The sequence below is a fragment of the Pantoea sp. SORGH_AS_0659 genome (assembly GCF_031453915.1).
Classification (GTDB): domain Bacteria; phylum Pseudomonadota; class Gammaproteobacteria; order Enterobacterales; family Enterobacteriaceae; genus Pantoea; species Pantoea leporis.
In genome coordinates, this window is sequence record NZ_JAVJAK010000001.1 from 1168722 (window position 1) to 1185032 (window position 16311).

Genomic DNA, 16311 nt, shown 5'->3' on the forward strand with positions numbered 1-16311 from the left:
CCATCCCAATGGAAACGCCTCAATGACGACTGAAAATATTCATAAACATCGCATTTTGATCCTCGATTTTGGTTCTCAGTATACGCAGCTGGTTGCGCGCCGCGTGCGCGAGCTGGGTGTCTACTGCGAACTCTGGGCGTGGGATGTCACCGAAGAGCAAATTCGCCAGTTTAACCCGAACGGCATCATTCTCTCTGGCGGTCCGGAGAGCACCACCGAGCTGAACAGCCCGCGTGCGCCGGAATACGTGTTTAACGCGGGTGTGCCAGTGTTGGGCGTCTGCTACGGCATGCAGACCATGGCGATGCAGTTGGGCGGCAAGGTTGAGGGCTCTAACGAGCGCGAATTTGGTTATGCGCAGGTTGAAGTGCTGACTCAGAGCGCGCTGGTGCGTGACATCGAAGATGCGATTAGCGCAGCAGGTAAACCGCTGCTGGACGTTTGGATGAGCCACGGCGACAAAGTCACCGCCATCCCAGCCGGTTTCGAAACCGTTGCCAGCACCGAAACCTGTCCGTTTGCCATCATGGCTAACGAAGAGAAGAAATTCTACGGCGTGCAGTTCCACCCGGAAGTGACGCACACGCGTCAGGGCCTGCGCATGCTTGAGCGTTTCATTCGTGACATCTGCGGCTGTGAAGCGCTGTGGACACCAGCCAAAATCATCGAAGATGCGGTTGAGCGTATTCGTCAGCAGGTTGGCGATGACAAAGTGATTCTCGGTCTGTCTGGCGGCGTGGACTCTTCTGTGACCGCGATGCTGCTGCATCGCGCCATCGGCGAGCGTCTGACCTGCGTGTTCGTGGATAACGGCCTGCTGCGTCTGAATGAAGCTGAGCAGGTGCTGGAAATGTTCGGTGACCACTTCGGTCTGAACATCGTGCACGTTGCGGCAGAAGCGCGCTTCCTTGATGCGCTGGCGGGCGAGAACGATCCCGAAGCCAAACGTAAAATCATCGGCCGCGTATTCGTAGAGGTGTTTGACGAGCAGGCGCTGCGTCTGGAAGACGTGAAGTGGCTGGCACAAGGCACCATCTATCCTGACGTGATCGAATCGGCGGCTTCTGCCACCGGTAAAGCGCACGTGATCAAATCGCACCACAACGTGGGCGGTTTGCCGAAAGAGATGAAGATGGGCCTGGTTGAGCCGCTGAAAGAGCTGTTCAAAGACGAAGTGCGTAAAATCGGTCTGGAACTCGGCCTGCCGTACGACATGCTGTATCGTCATCCGTTCCCAGGTCCAGGTTTGGGCGTGCGCGTGCTGGGCGAAGTGAAGAAAGAGTACTGCGACCTGCTGCGCCGTGCAGACGCCATCTTCATCGAAGAGCTGCATAAAGCTGACCTGTACAACAAAGTCAGCCAGGCGTTCACCGTGTTCCTGCCAGTACGTTCTGTTGGCGTGATGGGCGATGGTCGTAAATATGATTGGGTAGTTTCACTGCGTGCGGTGGAAACCATCGACTTCATGACAGCGCACTGGGCGCACCTGCCGTACGATTTCCTCGGCCGCGTCTCTAACCGCATCATCAACGAAGTTAACGGCATTTCCCGCGTGGTTTATGATATTTCAGGTAAACCACCTGCGACGATTGAGTGGGAATAAATCCTGCTTTGATCACTGCGTAAAAACGAAGCCCGCTTAATTGCGGGCTTTTTTTTCAAACCTTCTGATGGCAAATCATGCGGCTAAATGTATCGCATAGTTCGTGAATACAAATCCCACCGTTTCGATGCAAGATAGCGGTTGATTTTTACTCATCAGGATGCCGTCGATGTTGCCTTTTAAAGCCGTACTGATCTCTTTTCTTTGCATCATCTTGCTTTCCTTAGGCGCGAGCTTGGCGCAGGCAACGCGAAGCGGTGAGCTCACCTCTGAACGCGGTGGCTGGGCATCCGCAAGGCGCGATTCGGCCGGTATCGCACCGGATCCGCAGCGTTATGCGGCAGAAGCTATCGTGCAGGTTTATGCTGCGCCGACTTATGGCTGGAAGGGCGCGGTGGCGGTGCATCCGTGGATTATCTTCAAGCGCGCCGGTGAAACCCGCTATAACCGTTACGAAGTGATTAGCTGGGGCAGCGGCGATAAAGTGCGTCGTAACAGCAATCTTCCCGATGGTTACTGGTACGGTGCGAAGCCGCGTCTGCTGGTTGAGCATCGCGGCAGTAGCGCAGAAGCGATGATTCCGCAGATCGAAGCGGCCATTAAATCCTATCCCTGGCCGACCACGTATCACGCCTGGCCGGGACCCAACAGCAATACTTTTATGGCGCATATCGGCCGCGAGGTTCCGGCGTTGAAGTTGGATCTACCGGCTAACGCGCTCGGCAAAGATTATCGCTCGCTGCTTAATCCGGTAGGTTTACCACCTTCAGGTCGCGGCGTGCAGCTTTCCCTGCTGGGCGTGTTGGGTGTGACGGTTGGCGCGGAAGAGGGGCTGGAAGTGAACTTGCTGGGATTAAACATGGGGCTGGATTTCACACCATTTAGGCTGCGTCTGCCGTTTATCGGCGGCATCGGTCAGAATAATGTGCAGCGAGACAATCCCTAAAAATGGCCCCGATTTGGGGCCATTTTTTTAACAGACGCCGAAATCGCCGTCTTCGTGATACAGATTCACGCTATCGGCTCTGACTTCAATTTCACGCTTGATGTGATCGTCAACGCGAGCGCACCACAGCATATCGCCTTCCACGCGCAGCACCTGCATCTTTGGGCCACCGGTCTTAGACTGCACAAAATCATCCACGTTAAACATGCTTCTTCTCCTTCAGGTCAGTGATAACAACAGAGTCTATATGCACTTCAGGCGCTGTGCGCTTGATTTTGTGCGCTGTCTTCCAGCACAAAACTGAATCAAAGCGCGTTGAGACCGTTCTGGTTATTTTCTGCAGCATTCGCCGCTGAAATAGTACCGAAACACTTCGCGGTTGTCAGTTGACAACTTATTGCGGTGAGCATAAGGTAGCCAGCGATGTCAGAGAGGAAGCGGCATCCGCATAAAGCGGTCGAAGAGGCTTTGCGATATGCAGAAGCGAGAGGTTGGAAGATTGCCGTTGGCGGTCACCATGCGTGGGGCAAGATGTACTGCCCAGATAATTCGACAGAGTGTCGATGTGGGGATTACTGCATTACCTGCATCTGGAGTACGCCAAAAAATCCTGAAACCCATGCCAAACTGTTACGGCGCGTGGTGGATAACTGCAGTGAAAACCCTCAGCGGGTTAAGTGACGAGGAGTGAAACATGGAATTTGAGTTTACGCTGCGTTTTCAGCTCAACGATGAGAGCGACATCGATGAAGTGATCGAACGGCTCGGTTCGCAAGGCTGCACTGATGCGTTAATTGGCGCGGGTGTGGCGGGAAAATTAAGCATGACGTTCTGCCGCGAAGCCAGCACTGCACAGGACGCGGTGCGCAGCGCGTTGGAGGATGTTTTTCAGGCATTGCCAGATGCGGAACTGATTGAAGCCGCGCCAGATTTAGTCGGGCTGACGGATATCGCAGAGTTGATAGGAGTTTCGCGGCAGAACATGCGCAAGCTGATGCTCAGCCATAGCCCGCAGTTTCCGCGTCCGATTCATGATGGAAAAACAGCCATATGGCATTTAATCGATGTGCTGGAGTGGTTAAATCAGCGTGGTTCAACGCGGGTCAATCCAGCACTGAGTGAACTGGCGCGCGCAACGTTGCAACTCAATTTACAGCAGATGCTGCAACGTTACGCACACTGTTTAAAGCCTTAATGATGCAGCAAAAATATCGTCGCCAGACCAAGGAAGATAAAGAATCCGCCGGTATCGGTGATCGCGGTGATCAGCACGCTAGAGCCAACGGCGGGATCGCGTTTCATTTTGGTCATGATTAACGGAATCAGCACGCCCATCAGCGCGGCCAGCAGCAGGTTCAGCACCATCGCCAGCATCATCACGCCGCCGAGTTGCAGGTTGTCGTACATCAGCCAGGTGACACCGCCCATAATGCCGCCCCAGAACAGGCCGTTAATCAATGCCACGCCGAGTTCACGCATGATCAGGAACGAGAAATTACCCGGTTCAACCTGATGCAGCGCCAGCGCACGCACAATCATGGTAATGGTTTGATTGCCGGTGTTGCCGCCGATGCCGGCGACAATTGGCATCAGCGCCGCCAGCGCAACCAGCTGCGATATGGTGGCTTCGAACAGGCCAATCACGCGCGAAGCGACAAATGCGGTACACAGGTTAACCGCCAGCCAGGCCCAGCGTTTGCCCACCGCTTTGCGCACCGGCGCAAACACGTCTTCGCCCTGGCTGATACCCCCCATTTTACGGATGTTGCTTTCGTTCTCTTCGTTCACCAAATCGACCACGTCTTCAATGGTGATACGGCCAATCAGTTTGCCTTGAGCATCGGTGACCGCAGCGGAGATCAGGTTATAACGTTCAAAAGCGCTGGCGGCGTCTTCCGCTTTATCGTTGAGCTGAAACGTGGTGGGATGCGAATTCATCACTTCTGCGACCAGCATCTTCGGTTTGTTGAGCAGAATATCAGTAAGCGTTAACTCACCTACCAGTTGATTTTGTTCGTCGGTGATAAAGATCTTATCGGTGCCGTCAGGCATTTTTTTGCCTTTACGCAGATAGCGCTGCACCGTGGCTAAGGTCACGTCAGAGCGCACCGTCAGGATATTGAAATCCATGATCTGCCCGACGCGATCGCGATCCAGCTCGATCACGCTCATCAGTCGCGCGCGCAGGCTAGGTTCAAGGGTGGTGAGCAGACGTCCGGTTAAATCGCGCGGCAGGTAGCGCGCCAGATATACCTGATCGTCGATATCCAGCGGCTCGATGGCGTGCAGAATATCGCGATCAGACATTTCTTCCGTCAGGCTGGCCCAAACGGTTTCTGAAGCCTCAACCAGAACGTGACCGCGCTGCGCCGTCGGCACTAAACGCCACAGCGCCTGACGCTCTTCTTCCGGCAAGGCTTCGAGGATGTCGGCTAAATCCGCGGCGTGCAATTGCTGCAGCTCACGCTCTAATTCATGACGCCAGTCGGTGATATCACGCAGTTCGGCGGCATTCAGATCGACGGATTTATCCAGCAGAACATCAACCAGATCGTGCTCGTTGAGCAGCAGGTTGAGAATGTGATGACGGGTTTCAGCTAATTTTTGTGAATGCGAAGCAGACATAACGCGTTCCTTGTGTCTGTAAAGTCAGCTCACAGTGTAGCGCGTTGCGGGTAACAAGACGTAAAAAGCAGCATTGTCTCAAAGGACAATGTTTAGCAGCGACAGCCGACCCGCAAATTATTTAGCGCGAATCACTGGTGCTCAGCGTGACCGGTTCAGGGATGGCTTTCTTTTGCTGATGATGCTCGATGGCACCGGGAATGATGAAAAGCAGGCGGCCGAACAAAATTAAGAAGCTGACCAGTAAAACAATGCGGGTCATGGTGCCAGTTTTGGGACGTCTTCGTGCAGAGATAGCGCTGTTCACGCGGGGTGGTTCCTGTAAATGCCCGATGGGCGGAGGCAATATTTAGTCACACTTAGATCGCTAAAGCAATCGCTGTGTGAAAAATGAGCGAAAAAGGTTCAGCGCACTGATCGACATCAGACAATCGAATGGCCGCACAAAGCGGCCGTTAATTCAGTAACTGGCTTTCTGCGCCAGCAGCGTGGCGAAACGGGTTTTAATGCGGTTACCGTTTTCATCACGACGATGCAGTTCACCGACCTCTTCGTTGTACTTCACAATATGCCAGTTGCGGTAATAGTGGCTGAGTTCACCGGATTTAAACGCAAACGGGAAGTTTTGCGTATTGGGATAATCATCGGTATCCATCGCCGCCACAATCAGGTTGTAGCCATATTTACGCGTGCTGGCCTGCATATCGGCAATCAGCTGCGGAATGGTTGCCGGCTGCAGGAACATCATCACCACGGTCGACAGCACAAACTGATAGTCGCCGTTGAAGCGCACGCTATTGAGATCGCACAGCTCGGTGTGAATGTTCTGTAGATTCTCTTCCGCAATGATGCTGTTCAGGCGCTCCAGACTGGCGGGATTGCTGTCCCAGGCCGTCACGTCAAAGCCATGCTGATTGAGAAACAGACTATTGCGGCCCTGGCCGCAGCCCAAATCCAGTGCTTTCCCTACTTCAAGATGAGGCAGGGCCGCCAGCACTTCAGAATGGGTCGGCGTGAGGCCGTATTTTTCAGCGTAATAGTTATCGGGGCGTGTCGTCATAACCAAATTGCGGGCCAGCTGCCCGCATTACTCCTCTTCTTCCAGCATTAGTTTCCAGCCGGTGACATCATTCCAGTAAGCTTGCTCGCGCTCCAGATCCAGCTGCACCAACGTATTCTGGCTCAGGAAGCCGGCAGGGAAGGTCAGCGTCCAGTGGCCGTCGTCGGTGCTGAGCTTGAGCGAATCCGGTTTGGTGGTCGCCTGGCGCTGATTATTCAGCAGCGTGCCAAGACGCAGCAGGAATACCATCGGCAGAAACTGTTTCTTTTTAAACAAGGTGAAACGCGGCATCTCATCCTGCTTCACCGCTTTGCGGTGATAACGTACCAGCGTGGCCAACAGCATCTGTTGATCCTGATTAAAGCCCGGCATGTTGGAGTTCTGCAGGATGTAAGCCGAATGGCGCTGCATACCGCTGTGATTGATGGTCAATCCCACTTCATGCAGCAGCGCAGCCCATTTCAGCAGCGCCGACAGTTGTGGATTGGCTTGCTTGGGATTCTGCTCCTGCCACTGCAAATAGAGCTTCTCGGTGGTTTCCAGCACGCGACGCGCCTGATCGCTATCAATCGCATAGTGATTTGCCAGACTTTGCGCGGTGCGGCTGCGAATGTCCTGATGACGGAAACGGCCCTCCATCTCATACAACACGCCTTCACGCAGTGCGCCGTCAGAGAGACGCAGCTCGCGAATCGCTAACGCATCAAACACGCCACACAAAATTGCTAAGCCCGGTACAAATACCGCCTTACGCTCTTCCGACAAGCCCGGCAGGCTCAGCGCATTAAACGACTTATGCTTCAGCACTTCGCTGGTCAGCAATTCCAGCGTTTCTGGCGTAATCAGCTTCTCTTTTTCGCCCATCGCCAGCAGCACTTCGCAGGCCGCTTTAATGGAGCCCGACGCGCCCAGCGCATATTGCCAGCCGTGCAAACGATATTGCCACGCCATGGTTTCCAGCTTTTGCGCAGCGGAGAGGCGCGCACGGCGGAAGTTTTCTGGCGTAATTTCGCCTTTGGGGAAGAAGAGATTGGCGAAGCTGACGCAGCCCATGCGGCGGCTCTCTACCAGCTGCGGCTCAAAGTCTTCCCCAATCACCAGTTCGGTGGAGCCGCCGCCGATATCGATCACCAGCTTGCGGCCTTTTTCCGGCTGCGTGTGCTCCACGCCCATAAAAATCAGACGCGCTTCTTCGTTGCCGGAGATCACTTCGATCGGATAGGGAATCACCTCGGCCGCGCGCTGCAGAAACTCTTCCGCATTGCTGGCGATACGCAGCGTGTGCGTGCCGACGATCGTCACGTTGGCGGAACTGAAGCCCTGCAAACGTTCGGCGAACAACGCCAGACAGCTCAGCCCGCGCTCAATCGCTTCTTCGCTCAGGCGATTGTGCGCATCCAGCCCATCGGCGAGATGCACGCGCTGTTTCAGGCGTCCCAGCACTTGCAAAGCGCCATCCACCACGCGGGCAATGACCATATGGAAGCTGTTCGATCCGAGGTCGATTGCCGCGAATTCCTGAGGTTTCGGCGTACTTTTATGTGAGATTGGCATAGGCGTTATTCGGGTTGTTCCAGTTTCTTGATGTAGTCATAAATGGCCAGCTGCGAACGCACCTTTTTACGGTTGCCGCGCGGCACATAACGATTACTCAGCTCTTTATCGACGATGCGGGCTTTCACCGTATCACTAAACAGAATGGCGATGATGTCCAATATGCGCTGCTTCACGCGGGGATCAAGAATCGCCACGGCTACTTCAATGCGGTGGTCTATGTTACGCGTCATCCAGTCCGCGGAAGAGAGGAACACCTTTTTCTCGCCGCCGTTCTCAAAAATATAGACGCGGTCGTGTTCGAGATAGCGGTCAACGATGCTGGTAATGCGAATATTTTCACTGATGCCCGGTAAATCAGGAATCAGCGAACACATGCCGCGCACCAGCAGATTCACTTTCACGCCTGCCGACGAGGCGGCGTAAAGTCGATCAACTAAACCATTATCCACCAGGTTGTTGATCTTCAACGTAATGCCAGCAGGATTGCCTTGCTGCGCGTTGGCGATCTCGGCATCAATGAACTTATACAGTACGTCGCGCGAGTTCTGCGGTGACACCAGCAAATGCTCGAAGGTGACCGGACGATACGGATTCTCAATGAAGTTGAACACGCGACGCACTTCATTGGTGATGCGCGCATCGGCGGTCAGCAATGAATAGTCAGTATAAATGCGCGCGGTTTTTTCGTTGAAGTTCCCGGTACCGATATGCGCATAACGCACCACTTCTTCGCCTTCACGGCGCGAAATCAGGAACAGCTTGGCGTGAATTTTCAGACCCGGCGCGGAGAAGATCACATGCACGCCCGCTTCGGTCAGGCGTTTCGCCCAGCGGATATTGGCCTCTTCATCGAAGCGCGCCTGCAGTTCCACCACCACCGTGACTTTCTTACCGTTATAGGCGGCGTGAATCATCGCATCCATGATGCGCGAGTTTTTCGCTACGCGATAAATATTGATCTTAATCGCCAGCACGTTCGGGTCGAACGAGGCCTGACGCAGCAGCTCCAGCACATGCTCAAAAGTGTGATACGGATAGTAGAGCAGCACATCGCGATTGCGGATGGCGTCGAAACCGTTGCGGAAGCCGTCAAAGCCGATGTGGCGAATCTGCGGCAGCGGACGGTTTTCCAGATTGCTTTTACCAACGTTCGGGAAGCCGATGAAATCTTTAAAGTTATGGTAGCGGCCGCCGGGCACAATCGAATCGTAGTTCGAAATCGACAGCTTATGGCGCAGCATTTCCACCATTGCATCCGGCATATCGCGCTGATAAACAAAACGGACCGGCTCGGCATTGAGACGCTGCTTCAGGCTCGACGACATCAGCTCCAGCAGGCTCGATTCCATCTCTGTAACCAGATCGTATTCGGCGTCGCGCGTCATCTTCATTGAATAGGCATTTAGCGTATCGTAATCGAAGAAGCCTTTGAAAATTTCATCAAGGCAATAGCGCAGGATGTTATCCAGCAAAATCATTGGCTTGCGCCGACGTGGCGACTCAGCCGGCAAGTTAATAAAGCGCGGCACTTTATCTGACGGGATCTCCAGCAGCGCATAACGAATATCGTCGCCGCGAATGATCTCCACCGCCAGATAGGTGTAATCGTCTTTCAGGAATTCGATCAGATCGGTGTCATGGTTAATCAGAATCGGCGTAACGTGCTGGCGTAATTGATGTTTGAAGTAGTAGCGCAGCCACTCTTGCTGATTCGGTGACAGTTGACGTTCGTTAATCAGGAAGATCTGATTACGCGCCATTTCCAGCAGCAGATCGTTGTAGAGCGCATCAAACTCCTGATCCGATTTCTGCACCCGCAGCTGAATTTTCTTTAACAGATGCCGCAAAGAGGTCGGTTTGCCTTGCTCTTCGCTGATCAGAATTCGCCGCTTGAGATCGGCAAAGCGCACTTTATAGAACTCTTCGAGGTTATTGGAGTAAATCCCGAGGAAGCGCATGCGTTCAATCAGCGGATTACTTTTATCCGAGGCTTCCTGTAACACACGTTCATTGAAGCTTAACCAGCTTAATTCTTTTTCTATATACAGCTTATCCTGACCCATTCTGACTCCGAGATGCTGATGCTGGACGGAATGTCCGGCGGAAAAGACGCAAAAATGCGTTACCGCTCAGTGTCCGTCACCATTATGGCGAGAGTATGGCAGGCTTGTCCAACGTCAAAGGTTGTCTTATCAATCAGCTACGGGCAACATAGCGACTTGTTTCCACCGGTAACCTGGCCTGCATGAGCATAAATCGTATTCCCGTCCACTTTAGCGACCGTCGTCGACGCGCCACTGATAATTTAGTGCGCCGCGTCGTCACAGCTTGCGGCGTGGGAATTTTGCTGCTGATGTTACTGCTGTTCTTCTGGTTGATCTGGGTGGTGTTGCCGCTGTTTAGCGCGCCGGGAATGCATGCCACCACCAATATTCAGCTGTGGGACAAAGCCCCAATGCTGGCGATGGGCAGCGACGGCCATTTAGGCTGGCGCATCAGCCGCAACGAAGCGCGCTTTATTCCGCTTGATGGTCAACCTGCCGCTCCCGCACTGGCGCTGAATGGCAAACCCGATGCGGCGATCGCAAGCTTTGATAACCGCAGCGTGCTGCTCAATATGCAGGGCGAACTGCTGTTAATGCAACCGGTTATCCGCAACGGCAGCGGCGAATGGGGCTTCCCGCTCGGCGATCGTCCACTGCGCTTACCGCAAGGCCCGGTCAGTAACATGGCGCTGACCGCTCTCAACGACCATCAATGGTTGATCGCGGCGCAAACCGCAGCCGGCATCAGCCTGCTGACGCTGGAAAATCAGCAAAAAGTGAATCAGATCCTGTTGCCCCAGCAGCAGGCCGATCATCTGCTGCTGTCGCCGGATGGCACCTTGCTCTACGCCAGCAGCGGGCGCTTACTGCGCGTGTGGCAAATCACATCTGATGGCGCACAGTTACGTGAAACGCAAACCCTCAATCTGCCGCCGCAAAGCCTGCATATGCTGGCCGGTGGACGCACCTTGCTGATTCAGGATGCGCAGGGCGTGCAGCAATGGTTCGCTATCGCCAGTAATAATGGGCCGCGCTTACAACAGATTCACACCTTCAACGGCAGCCAGCAGGCGCGCGGAATAACGCCGGAGCCGCAGCGCCGCGTGTTTGCCACTTACGATGCGCAGGGCACGGTTCAGCTGTTCGCCAGCAAGCAGCAGGGCGCGATTTTAACGCGTCAGCTGGCACCGGGCATTCAGGCACTGGCCTTCGCGCCGCACGGTGATGCCTTGATCATTGAACGCGCCGGGGAATGGCAACAGTTTGCGCTGGATAACCCGTGGCCGGACTTCACCTGGCGCAACCTGTGGCAAAAAATCTGGTACGAAAACTATCCGCAGGCCGATTGGGTATGGCAATCCACCGCGGCGGGCGACAGCTATCAAGCCAAGTTCAGCCTGATGCCGCTGGTACTGGGCACGCTGAAAGCCGCCTGTCTGGCGCTGCTGTTTGCCACGCCGCTGGCGCTGGCTGCCGCGATGTATACCGCCTGGTTTATGTCGCCGGGTTTACGTCGCTGGGTGAAACCGGCGATCGAAATGATGGGCGCGCTGCCCAGCGTGGTAATTGGTTTAATCGCTGGCGTGTGGCTGGCACCGCACATCAGCACCGCGCTGGTTGGCGTGCTGCTACTGCCGCCGGTGTTGGCCGCGACCTTATTATTGTGCGGCGTGCTGAGTCCGCGTTTGCCGGCCAGCTGGCGACGTCCCGGTTTTGAAGTGATTCTGCTGCTGCCGCTACTGTTAGTGGTGACGTTGCTGACGCTGTGGCTGCCAACGCTGTTCTGGCCGGAGATTGGCGAGCGTTTAGCGCATTACGAACAGCGCAACTTATTAGTTGCTGCGCTGGCGATGGGTTTTGCACTGGTGCCGCTGATTTTCACCTTATCGGAAGATGCGCTGTTCAGCGTGCCGGGCGCGCTCGGGCAGGGCTCGCTGGCGCTGGGCGCCACGCCGTGGCAAACCCTGACGCGTGTGGTGCTGCCGGGTGCCTCGGCGGGCATCTTCGCCGCCTTGATGATTGGCTTTGGCCGCGCCGTCGGCGAGACGATGATTGTGCTGATGGCCACTGGCAACACGCCGGTTAGTGAAGGCGGCTTATTTGCTGGCCTGCGTGCGCTCTCCGCCAACATTGCCATTGAGATGCCCGAAGCCGCAGCGGGCAGCGCGCATTATCGCATTCTGTTCCTCAGTGCGTTGTTGCTGTTGATCTTCACCTTGGTGATCAACACCATCGCCGAGTTGATTCGTCAGCGCTTGCGCCAACGCTACAGCCAGCATGAGGGCCACGGATGACGGCAATGAAACAAAACGATCGCTGGCGCTGGCTCACCGCCGGCGCCGTCGCGGTTTGCCTGCTGGCGTTTACCTTGCTGATTGGTTTGCTCGGCTGGCAGGGCGTGCGTGCCTTCTGGCCGCAGCCGGTCGATCAATATCAGTTCCAGCCGCCGCAAGGCAGCCCGGTGATGGTACTGGGTGAAACCTTGCAAAAGCAGCAGCAGGGCGAACAGTGGCGCTATGTGGTGAAAACCGGCAACCGTGATTTTGCCGCGCCGGATTTCCGCGTGCTCTACAGTCAGGGCGAGGCGAAAACCCGTCGTCCTGCTGATGTGTTGGTGCTGCAGCGCCGCAACGGCGGCAACGCCTATGGTTGGCTGGTGGAGCTGCGCCAGGATAACGAAGTCATGACCGCTCAAAGCCGCGATGCCTTGCTGCATCAGCGTTTGCAGCAGGTACATGAGCAGCTGCGCCAGGCGAGTAACATCCGCCGCATTGAGATGGCGCGCCTTAATGCACAGCTGGAAAGCTTGCAGCAGCAGGCCGATGAGCAGCAGCGTAACGGCCGCTTCAGCCTGGAAGTGCAGTCTGAGTTTGATGCCAATCGCACGGCGTTACAGCGCCGCTTTAACGCGCTGGCGCAGCAGTTAACTCATCTGCAGCACGAAAGTCAGCGCGATACGCTGGTGCTGCGCGATGTGAACGGCGTGGATCACACCATCCCATTGGCGCAGGTGGTGGATGCGTGGTATCCGAATGCCATGACCTTAACCAACAAAACGCTGCACTTCTTCGGTCAGATTTGGCAATTCGTCAGCGATTCACCGACTTCCGGTGGCGGCGAGAGCGGGGCGTTTCCGGCAATTTTTGGCACCGTGCTGATGGTGCTGTTGATGTCGATCATCGTCATGCCGCTCGGCGTCATCGCGGCGGTATGGCTGCACGAATACGCCGGACGCAATGCGTTGACGCGGCTGGTGCGCATCGCGGTGGTGAATCTTGCGGGCGTGCCGTCAATTGTCTACGGCGTGTTTGGCCTCGGTTTCTTTGTCTGGCTGATTGGCGGCACCCTCGACCAGCTGTTTTTCTCCAGCGCCTTACCCAATCCGACTTTTGGTACGCCGGGATTGCTGTGGGCCGCGCTGACGCTGGCGCTGCTGACGCTGCCGGTGGTGATCGTTGCCACCGAAGAGGGATTGTCGCGCATTCCGGATAATCTGCGTCAGGGATCGCTGGCGCTGGGCGCAACGCAGGCAGAAACGCTGTGGCGCGTGGTGCTGCCGCTGGCGGTACCGGCCATGCTCACCGGCTTGATTCTGGCGGTGGCGCGTGCGGCCGGAGAAACCGCGCCGCTGATGCTGGTGGGCGTGGTGAAGATGGTTCCGGAGCTGCCGGTTGATGCGGTGTTCCCTTATCTGCACCTCGATCGCAAATTCATGCACCTCGGTTTTCAGATCTACGATTTGGCGTTCCAGAGCCCCAACATCGATGCTGATCGACCGCTGGTTTACGCCACCGCTTTGCTGCTGGTGGTGATCATCCTGTCGCTCAATCTGCTGGCGATGGCGTTGCGCCATCGGCTGCGTGAGCGTTACCGGATTATGACGCACTAAAAAGGTTTCTGATGACGCCCGATTACGACATTGCCCTTAGCGTTAATCAGCTGTCGCTGTGGTATGGCGAACGCCAGGCGCTGAATAACATTGATCTGCAGATTCCGAAGAACCGCATCACGGCGTTGATTGGTCCTTCCGGCTGTGGCAAATCGACGCTGCTGCGCTGTTTCAATCGCATGAATGATGTGATCGATCGCTGCCGCATTGAAGGCGAGATTCTGCTCGGTGATTACGCGGTGATGCAGGCGAATCAGGATCTTCCCGCGCTGCGTCGCCGCATTGGCATGGTGTTCCAGCGGCCGAATCCGTTTCCTAAATCGATCTATGAAAACGTGGTTTACGGCCTGCGCTTGCAGGGCGTGCGCGATCGTCGCGTGCTGAATGAAGCCTGTGAGCGTGCGCTGCGCGCGGCGGCGTTGTGGGGCGAAGTGAAAGATCAGCTGGGGCAGAACGCGTTAACGCTCTCTAACGGCCAGCAGCAGCGTTTGGTGATTGCGCGCGCCATTGCCATCGAGCCGGAAGTGTTACTGCTGGATGAGCCCACTTCGGCACTTGATCCGATCTCAACGCTGGTGATCGAGGAGTTGATGACCACGCTGAAGCAGCATTTCACACTGGTGCTGGTGACGCACAATATGCAGCAGGCGGCACGCGTGTCGGATTACACCGCGTTTATGCACAACGGTCAGTTGGTAGAGTTTGACGAAACCGACAGAATCTTCACCTCACCGAAAGCGCGGCGCACCGAAGATTATATTACGGGAAGATTTGGTTAAAAAAGTCTGCGATTTGTAGCGGCGCAATTTATTGCGCAATGCCCGGATGGGCACGATGTTGCCATCGAAATGCGCGATAAATCGCGCCGCTTCGGAATATGCATAACATTCAATCGTGAGCATAGCCTTGCGTCGGTAATAACTGACCATCCAGCCATGCTTTACCTTCACGCATCTGCAAACGCCCATCAACAAACCAGCTGATCACCAGCGGATAGATCGCGTGTTCCTGATGCTGCACGCGCGCGCTGATCTCGTCTTCGCTGTCGCCAGCAAACACCGGCACACGCGCTTGCAAAATAATGGGTCCGCCATCCAGCTCGTCAGTGACAAAATGCACTGAGGTGCCATGCTCCTCGTCGCCGTTTTCCAGCGCCTGACGATGCGTGTGTAAGCCCGGATATTTCGGCAACAGCGACGGATGAATATTCACCAGACGATCATGATAGTGCGCGACAAAAGCGCTGCTGAGGATGCGCATATAACCGGCCAGCACCACCAGATCTGGCGCGTAAGCATCAATCTCCTGCATCAGCTGGCGATCAAAGGCTTCGCGGTCGGCAAAATCACTGGCGGCTAACGCATGTGACGGGACATTGGCTTCCCGCGCGCGCGTTAAACCATAGGCGCTGGCTTTATTACTGAAAACGGCAGCGACGCTGCCGTTGATACGCCCGCTTGCGCAGGCGTCGAGGATGGACTGAAGATTGCTTCCGTTGCCGGAGATCAGTACAACCAGTTTTTTCATGGATTGATAACCACACGCTCTTCTGAATCAGACGCTTTAATCACACCGATTTTCCACGCTTTTTCGCCCGCGTCGGTCATCAGCTGTACCGCTTTATCGGCTTCTGCCGGGCTCAGCGCAATCACCATGCCCACGCCGCAGTTAAAGGTGCGGTACATTTCGTGACGGCTAACGTTGCCTGCCTGCTGCAACCAGCTGAACACTGACGGCCACTGCCAGCTGCTCTCTTCCAGCACCGCCTGGGTGTTATCTGGCAACACGCGCGGGATGTTTTCCCAGAAGCCGCCGCCGGTCAGATGCGAAATCGCATGCACATCAACCTGTTCGATCAGGCTAAGGATGTTTTTCACATAGATGCGGGTTGGCGCCAGCAGGTGATCGGCCAGTGATTTGCCATCCAGCTGTTTGGTGGCCGGATCGGTCTGGCTGACTTCAAGAATCTTGCGCACCAGTGAATAACCGTTCGAGTGTGGGCCGCTGGAACCCAGCGCGATCAGCACGTCGCCGTCCTGCACTTTCGAACCGTCAATGATCTCTGATTTTTCCACCACGCCGACGCAGAAACCCGCCACGTCGTAATCTTCGCCGTGGTACATGCCCGGCATTTCAGCGGTTTCACCGCCGACCAGCGCACAACCCGACTGCAAGCAACCTTCGGCGATGCCGGTGATCACCGATGACGCGGTATCCACATCCAGCTTGCCGGTCGCGTAATAATCGAGGAAGAACAGCGGCTCAGCACCCTGAACAATTAGGTCGTTCACACACATCGCGACCAGATCAATGCCGATGCTGTCGTGGCGTTTGAGATCCATCGCCAGACGCAGCTTGGTGCCGACGCCATCGGTTCCGGAGACCAGCACCGGCTCGCGGTACTTCTGCGGCAGCGCACAGAGCGCGCCGAATCCGCCCAATCCACCCATGACTTCCGGGCGGCGGGTTTTTTTCACTACGCCTTTGATACGGTCAACCAGATCGTTACCAGCATCGATATCAACACCGGCGTCTTTGTAGCTGAGAGAGGTTTTGTCGGTCACTGCGGAATCCCCACGCGAGTTG

General features: G+C 55.6%; 16 protein-coding genes. 7 read left to right on the forward strand and 9 right to left on the reverse strand.

The features are described from left to right. The first annotated feature begins 22 nt into the window (after positions 1 to 22). On the forward strand, positions 23 to 1603 hold the full coding sequence (gene guaA / locus Q3H59_RS05510; protein WP_101763498.1) for a glutamine-hydrolyzing GMP synthase: 1581 nt from the start codon (positions 23 to 25) through the stop codon (positions 1601 to 1603). A 75-nt stretch (positions 1604 to 1678) separates the two neighbouring features. Here the strand turns inward: guaA and Q3H59_RS05515 are convergent, their stop codons facing one another. Beyond that, the gene (locus Q3H59_RS05515) at positions 1679 to 1816 is read right to left on the reverse strand and encodes a hypothetical protein (protein WP_192411982.1); all 138 of its coding nucleotides are present in this window, start codon (positions 1814 to 1816) and stop codon (positions 1679 to 1681) included. Between Q3H59_RS05515 and Q3H59_RS05520 the strand changes: the two genes are divergently transcribed. Then, on the forward strand, positions 1773 to 2549 hold the full coding sequence (locus Q3H59_RS05520; RefSeq protein WP_309833673.1) for a DUF3750 domain-containing protein: 777 nt from the start codon (positions 1773 to 1775) through the stop codon (positions 2547 to 2549). The two genes, Q3H59_RS05515 and Q3H59_RS05520, sit on opposite strands and share 44 nt — an antisense overlap. A 27-nt stretch (positions 2550 to 2576) precedes the next feature. On the opposite strand, the gene Q3H59_RS05525 is transcribed toward Q3H59_RS05520, so the two are convergent. Beyond that, positions 2577 to 2756, reverse strand: a complete 180-nt coding sequence (locus tag Q3H59_RS05525) for a DUF2158 domain-containing protein (RefSeq protein ID WP_101763499.1) — start codon at positions 2754 to 2756, stop codon at positions 2577 to 2579. A 216-nt stretch (positions 2757 to 2972) separates the two neighbouring features. Here Q3H59_RS05525 and Q3H59_RS05530 point away from each other — a divergent pair, with 216 nt between their 5' ends. Beyond that, complete coding sequence (locus Q3H59_RS05530) at positions 2973 to 3230, forward strand: hypothetical protein (protein WP_309833676.1); 258 nt, start codon at positions 2973 to 2975, stop codon at positions 3228 to 3230. A gap of 13 nt (positions 3231 to 3243) precedes the next feature. Continuing rightward, positions 3244 to 3744 carry an AlpA family transcriptional regulator gene (locus Q3H59_RS05535; protein WP_192233019.1) on the forward strand — a complete coding sequence of 167 codons (501 nt, stop codon included), beginning with the start codon at positions 3244 to 3246 and terminating at the stop codon, positions 3742 to 3744. Here the strand turns inward: Q3H59_RS05535 and mgtE are convergent. The 5 genes from mgtE to ppk1 all read right to left on the reverse strand — a co-directional run bounded on the left by mgtE (position 3741) and on the right by ppk1 (position 9854). Continuing rightward, positions 3741 to 5174 carry a magnesium transporter gene (mgtE, locus tag Q3H59_RS05540; protein ID WP_137386276.1) on the reverse strand — a complete coding sequence of 478 codons (1434 nt, stop codon included), beginning with the start codon at positions 5172 to 5174 and terminating at the stop codon, positions 3741 to 3743. The genes Q3H59_RS05535 and mgtE overlap by 4 nt on opposite strands. Positions 5175 to 5295: 121 nt before the next feature. Then, positions 5296 to 5481 carry a YfgG family protein gene (locus Q3H59_RS05545; RefSeq protein ID WP_110866478.1) on the reverse strand — a complete coding sequence of 62 codons (186 nt, stop codon included), beginning with the start codon at positions 5479 to 5481 and terminating at the stop codon, positions 5296 to 5298. 153 nt (positions 5482 to 5634) lie between these two features. Further along, positions 5635 to 6240, reverse strand: a complete 606-nt coding sequence (gene tehB / locus Q3H59_RS05550; RefSeq protein WP_405041644.1) for a tellurite resistance methyltransferase TehB — start codon at positions 6238 to 6240, stop codon at positions 5635 to 5637. Positions 6241 to 6261: 21 nt separating this feature from the next. Continuing rightward, entirely contained in the window at positions 6262 to 7788 is a 1527-nt protein-coding gene (ppx, locus tag Q3H59_RS05555; protein ID WP_101763505.1) for an exopolyphosphatase, read from the reverse strand. A 5-nt stretch (positions 7789 to 7793) separates the two neighbouring features. Further along, entirely contained in the window at positions 7794 to 9854 is a 2061-nt protein-coding gene (gene ppk1, locus Q3H59_RS05560; protein ID WP_101763506.1) for a polyphosphate kinase 1, read from the reverse strand. Positions 9855 to 10036: 182 nt separating this feature from the next. Here ppk1 and Q3H59_RS05565 point away from each other — a divergent pair, with 182 nt between their 5' ends. Genes Q3H59_RS05565 through pstB form a run of 3 tightly spaced genes read left to right on the forward strand, consistent with a single transcriptional unit; the run spans position 10037 to position 14504 of the window. Beyond that, complete coding sequence (locus Q3H59_RS05565; RefSeq protein WP_309833684.1) at positions 10037 to 12130, forward strand: ABC transporter permease subunit; 2094 nt, start codon at positions 10037 to 10039, stop codon at positions 12128 to 12130. Further along, positions 12127 to 13725 (forward strand): phosphate ABC transporter permease PstA, encoded by a 1599-nt coding sequence (gene pstA / locus Q3H59_RS05570; protein WP_101763508.1) that lies wholly within the window; start codon positions 12127 to 12129, stop codon positions 13723 to 13725. Before Q3H59_RS05565 ends, pstA begins: the two co-directional genes overlap by 4 nt. A gap of 11 nt (positions 13726 to 13736) precedes the next feature. Next, positions 13737 to 14504 (forward strand): phosphate ABC transporter ATP-binding protein PstB, encoded by a 768-nt coding sequence (gene pstB / locus Q3H59_RS05575; RefSeq protein WP_101763509.1) that lies wholly within the window; start codon positions 13737 to 13739, stop codon positions 14502 to 14504. Between the two features lie 109 nt (positions 14505 to 14613). On the opposite strand, the gene purN is transcribed toward pstB, so the two are convergent. Then, entirely contained in the window at positions 14614 to 15252 is a 639-nt protein-coding gene (gene purN / locus Q3H59_RS05580) for a phosphoribosylglycinamide formyltransferase (protein WP_309833687.1), read from the reverse strand. Next, the gene (purM, locus tag Q3H59_RS05585; protein WP_008108330.1) at positions 15249 to 16289 is read right to left on the reverse strand and encodes a phosphoribosylformylglycinamidine cyclo-ligase; all 1041 of its coding nucleotides are present in this window, start codon (positions 16287 to 16289) and stop codon (positions 15249 to 15251) included. Before purM ends, purN begins: the two co-directional genes overlap by 4 nt. Between the last annotated feature and the right edge of the window lie 22 nt (positions 16290 to 16311).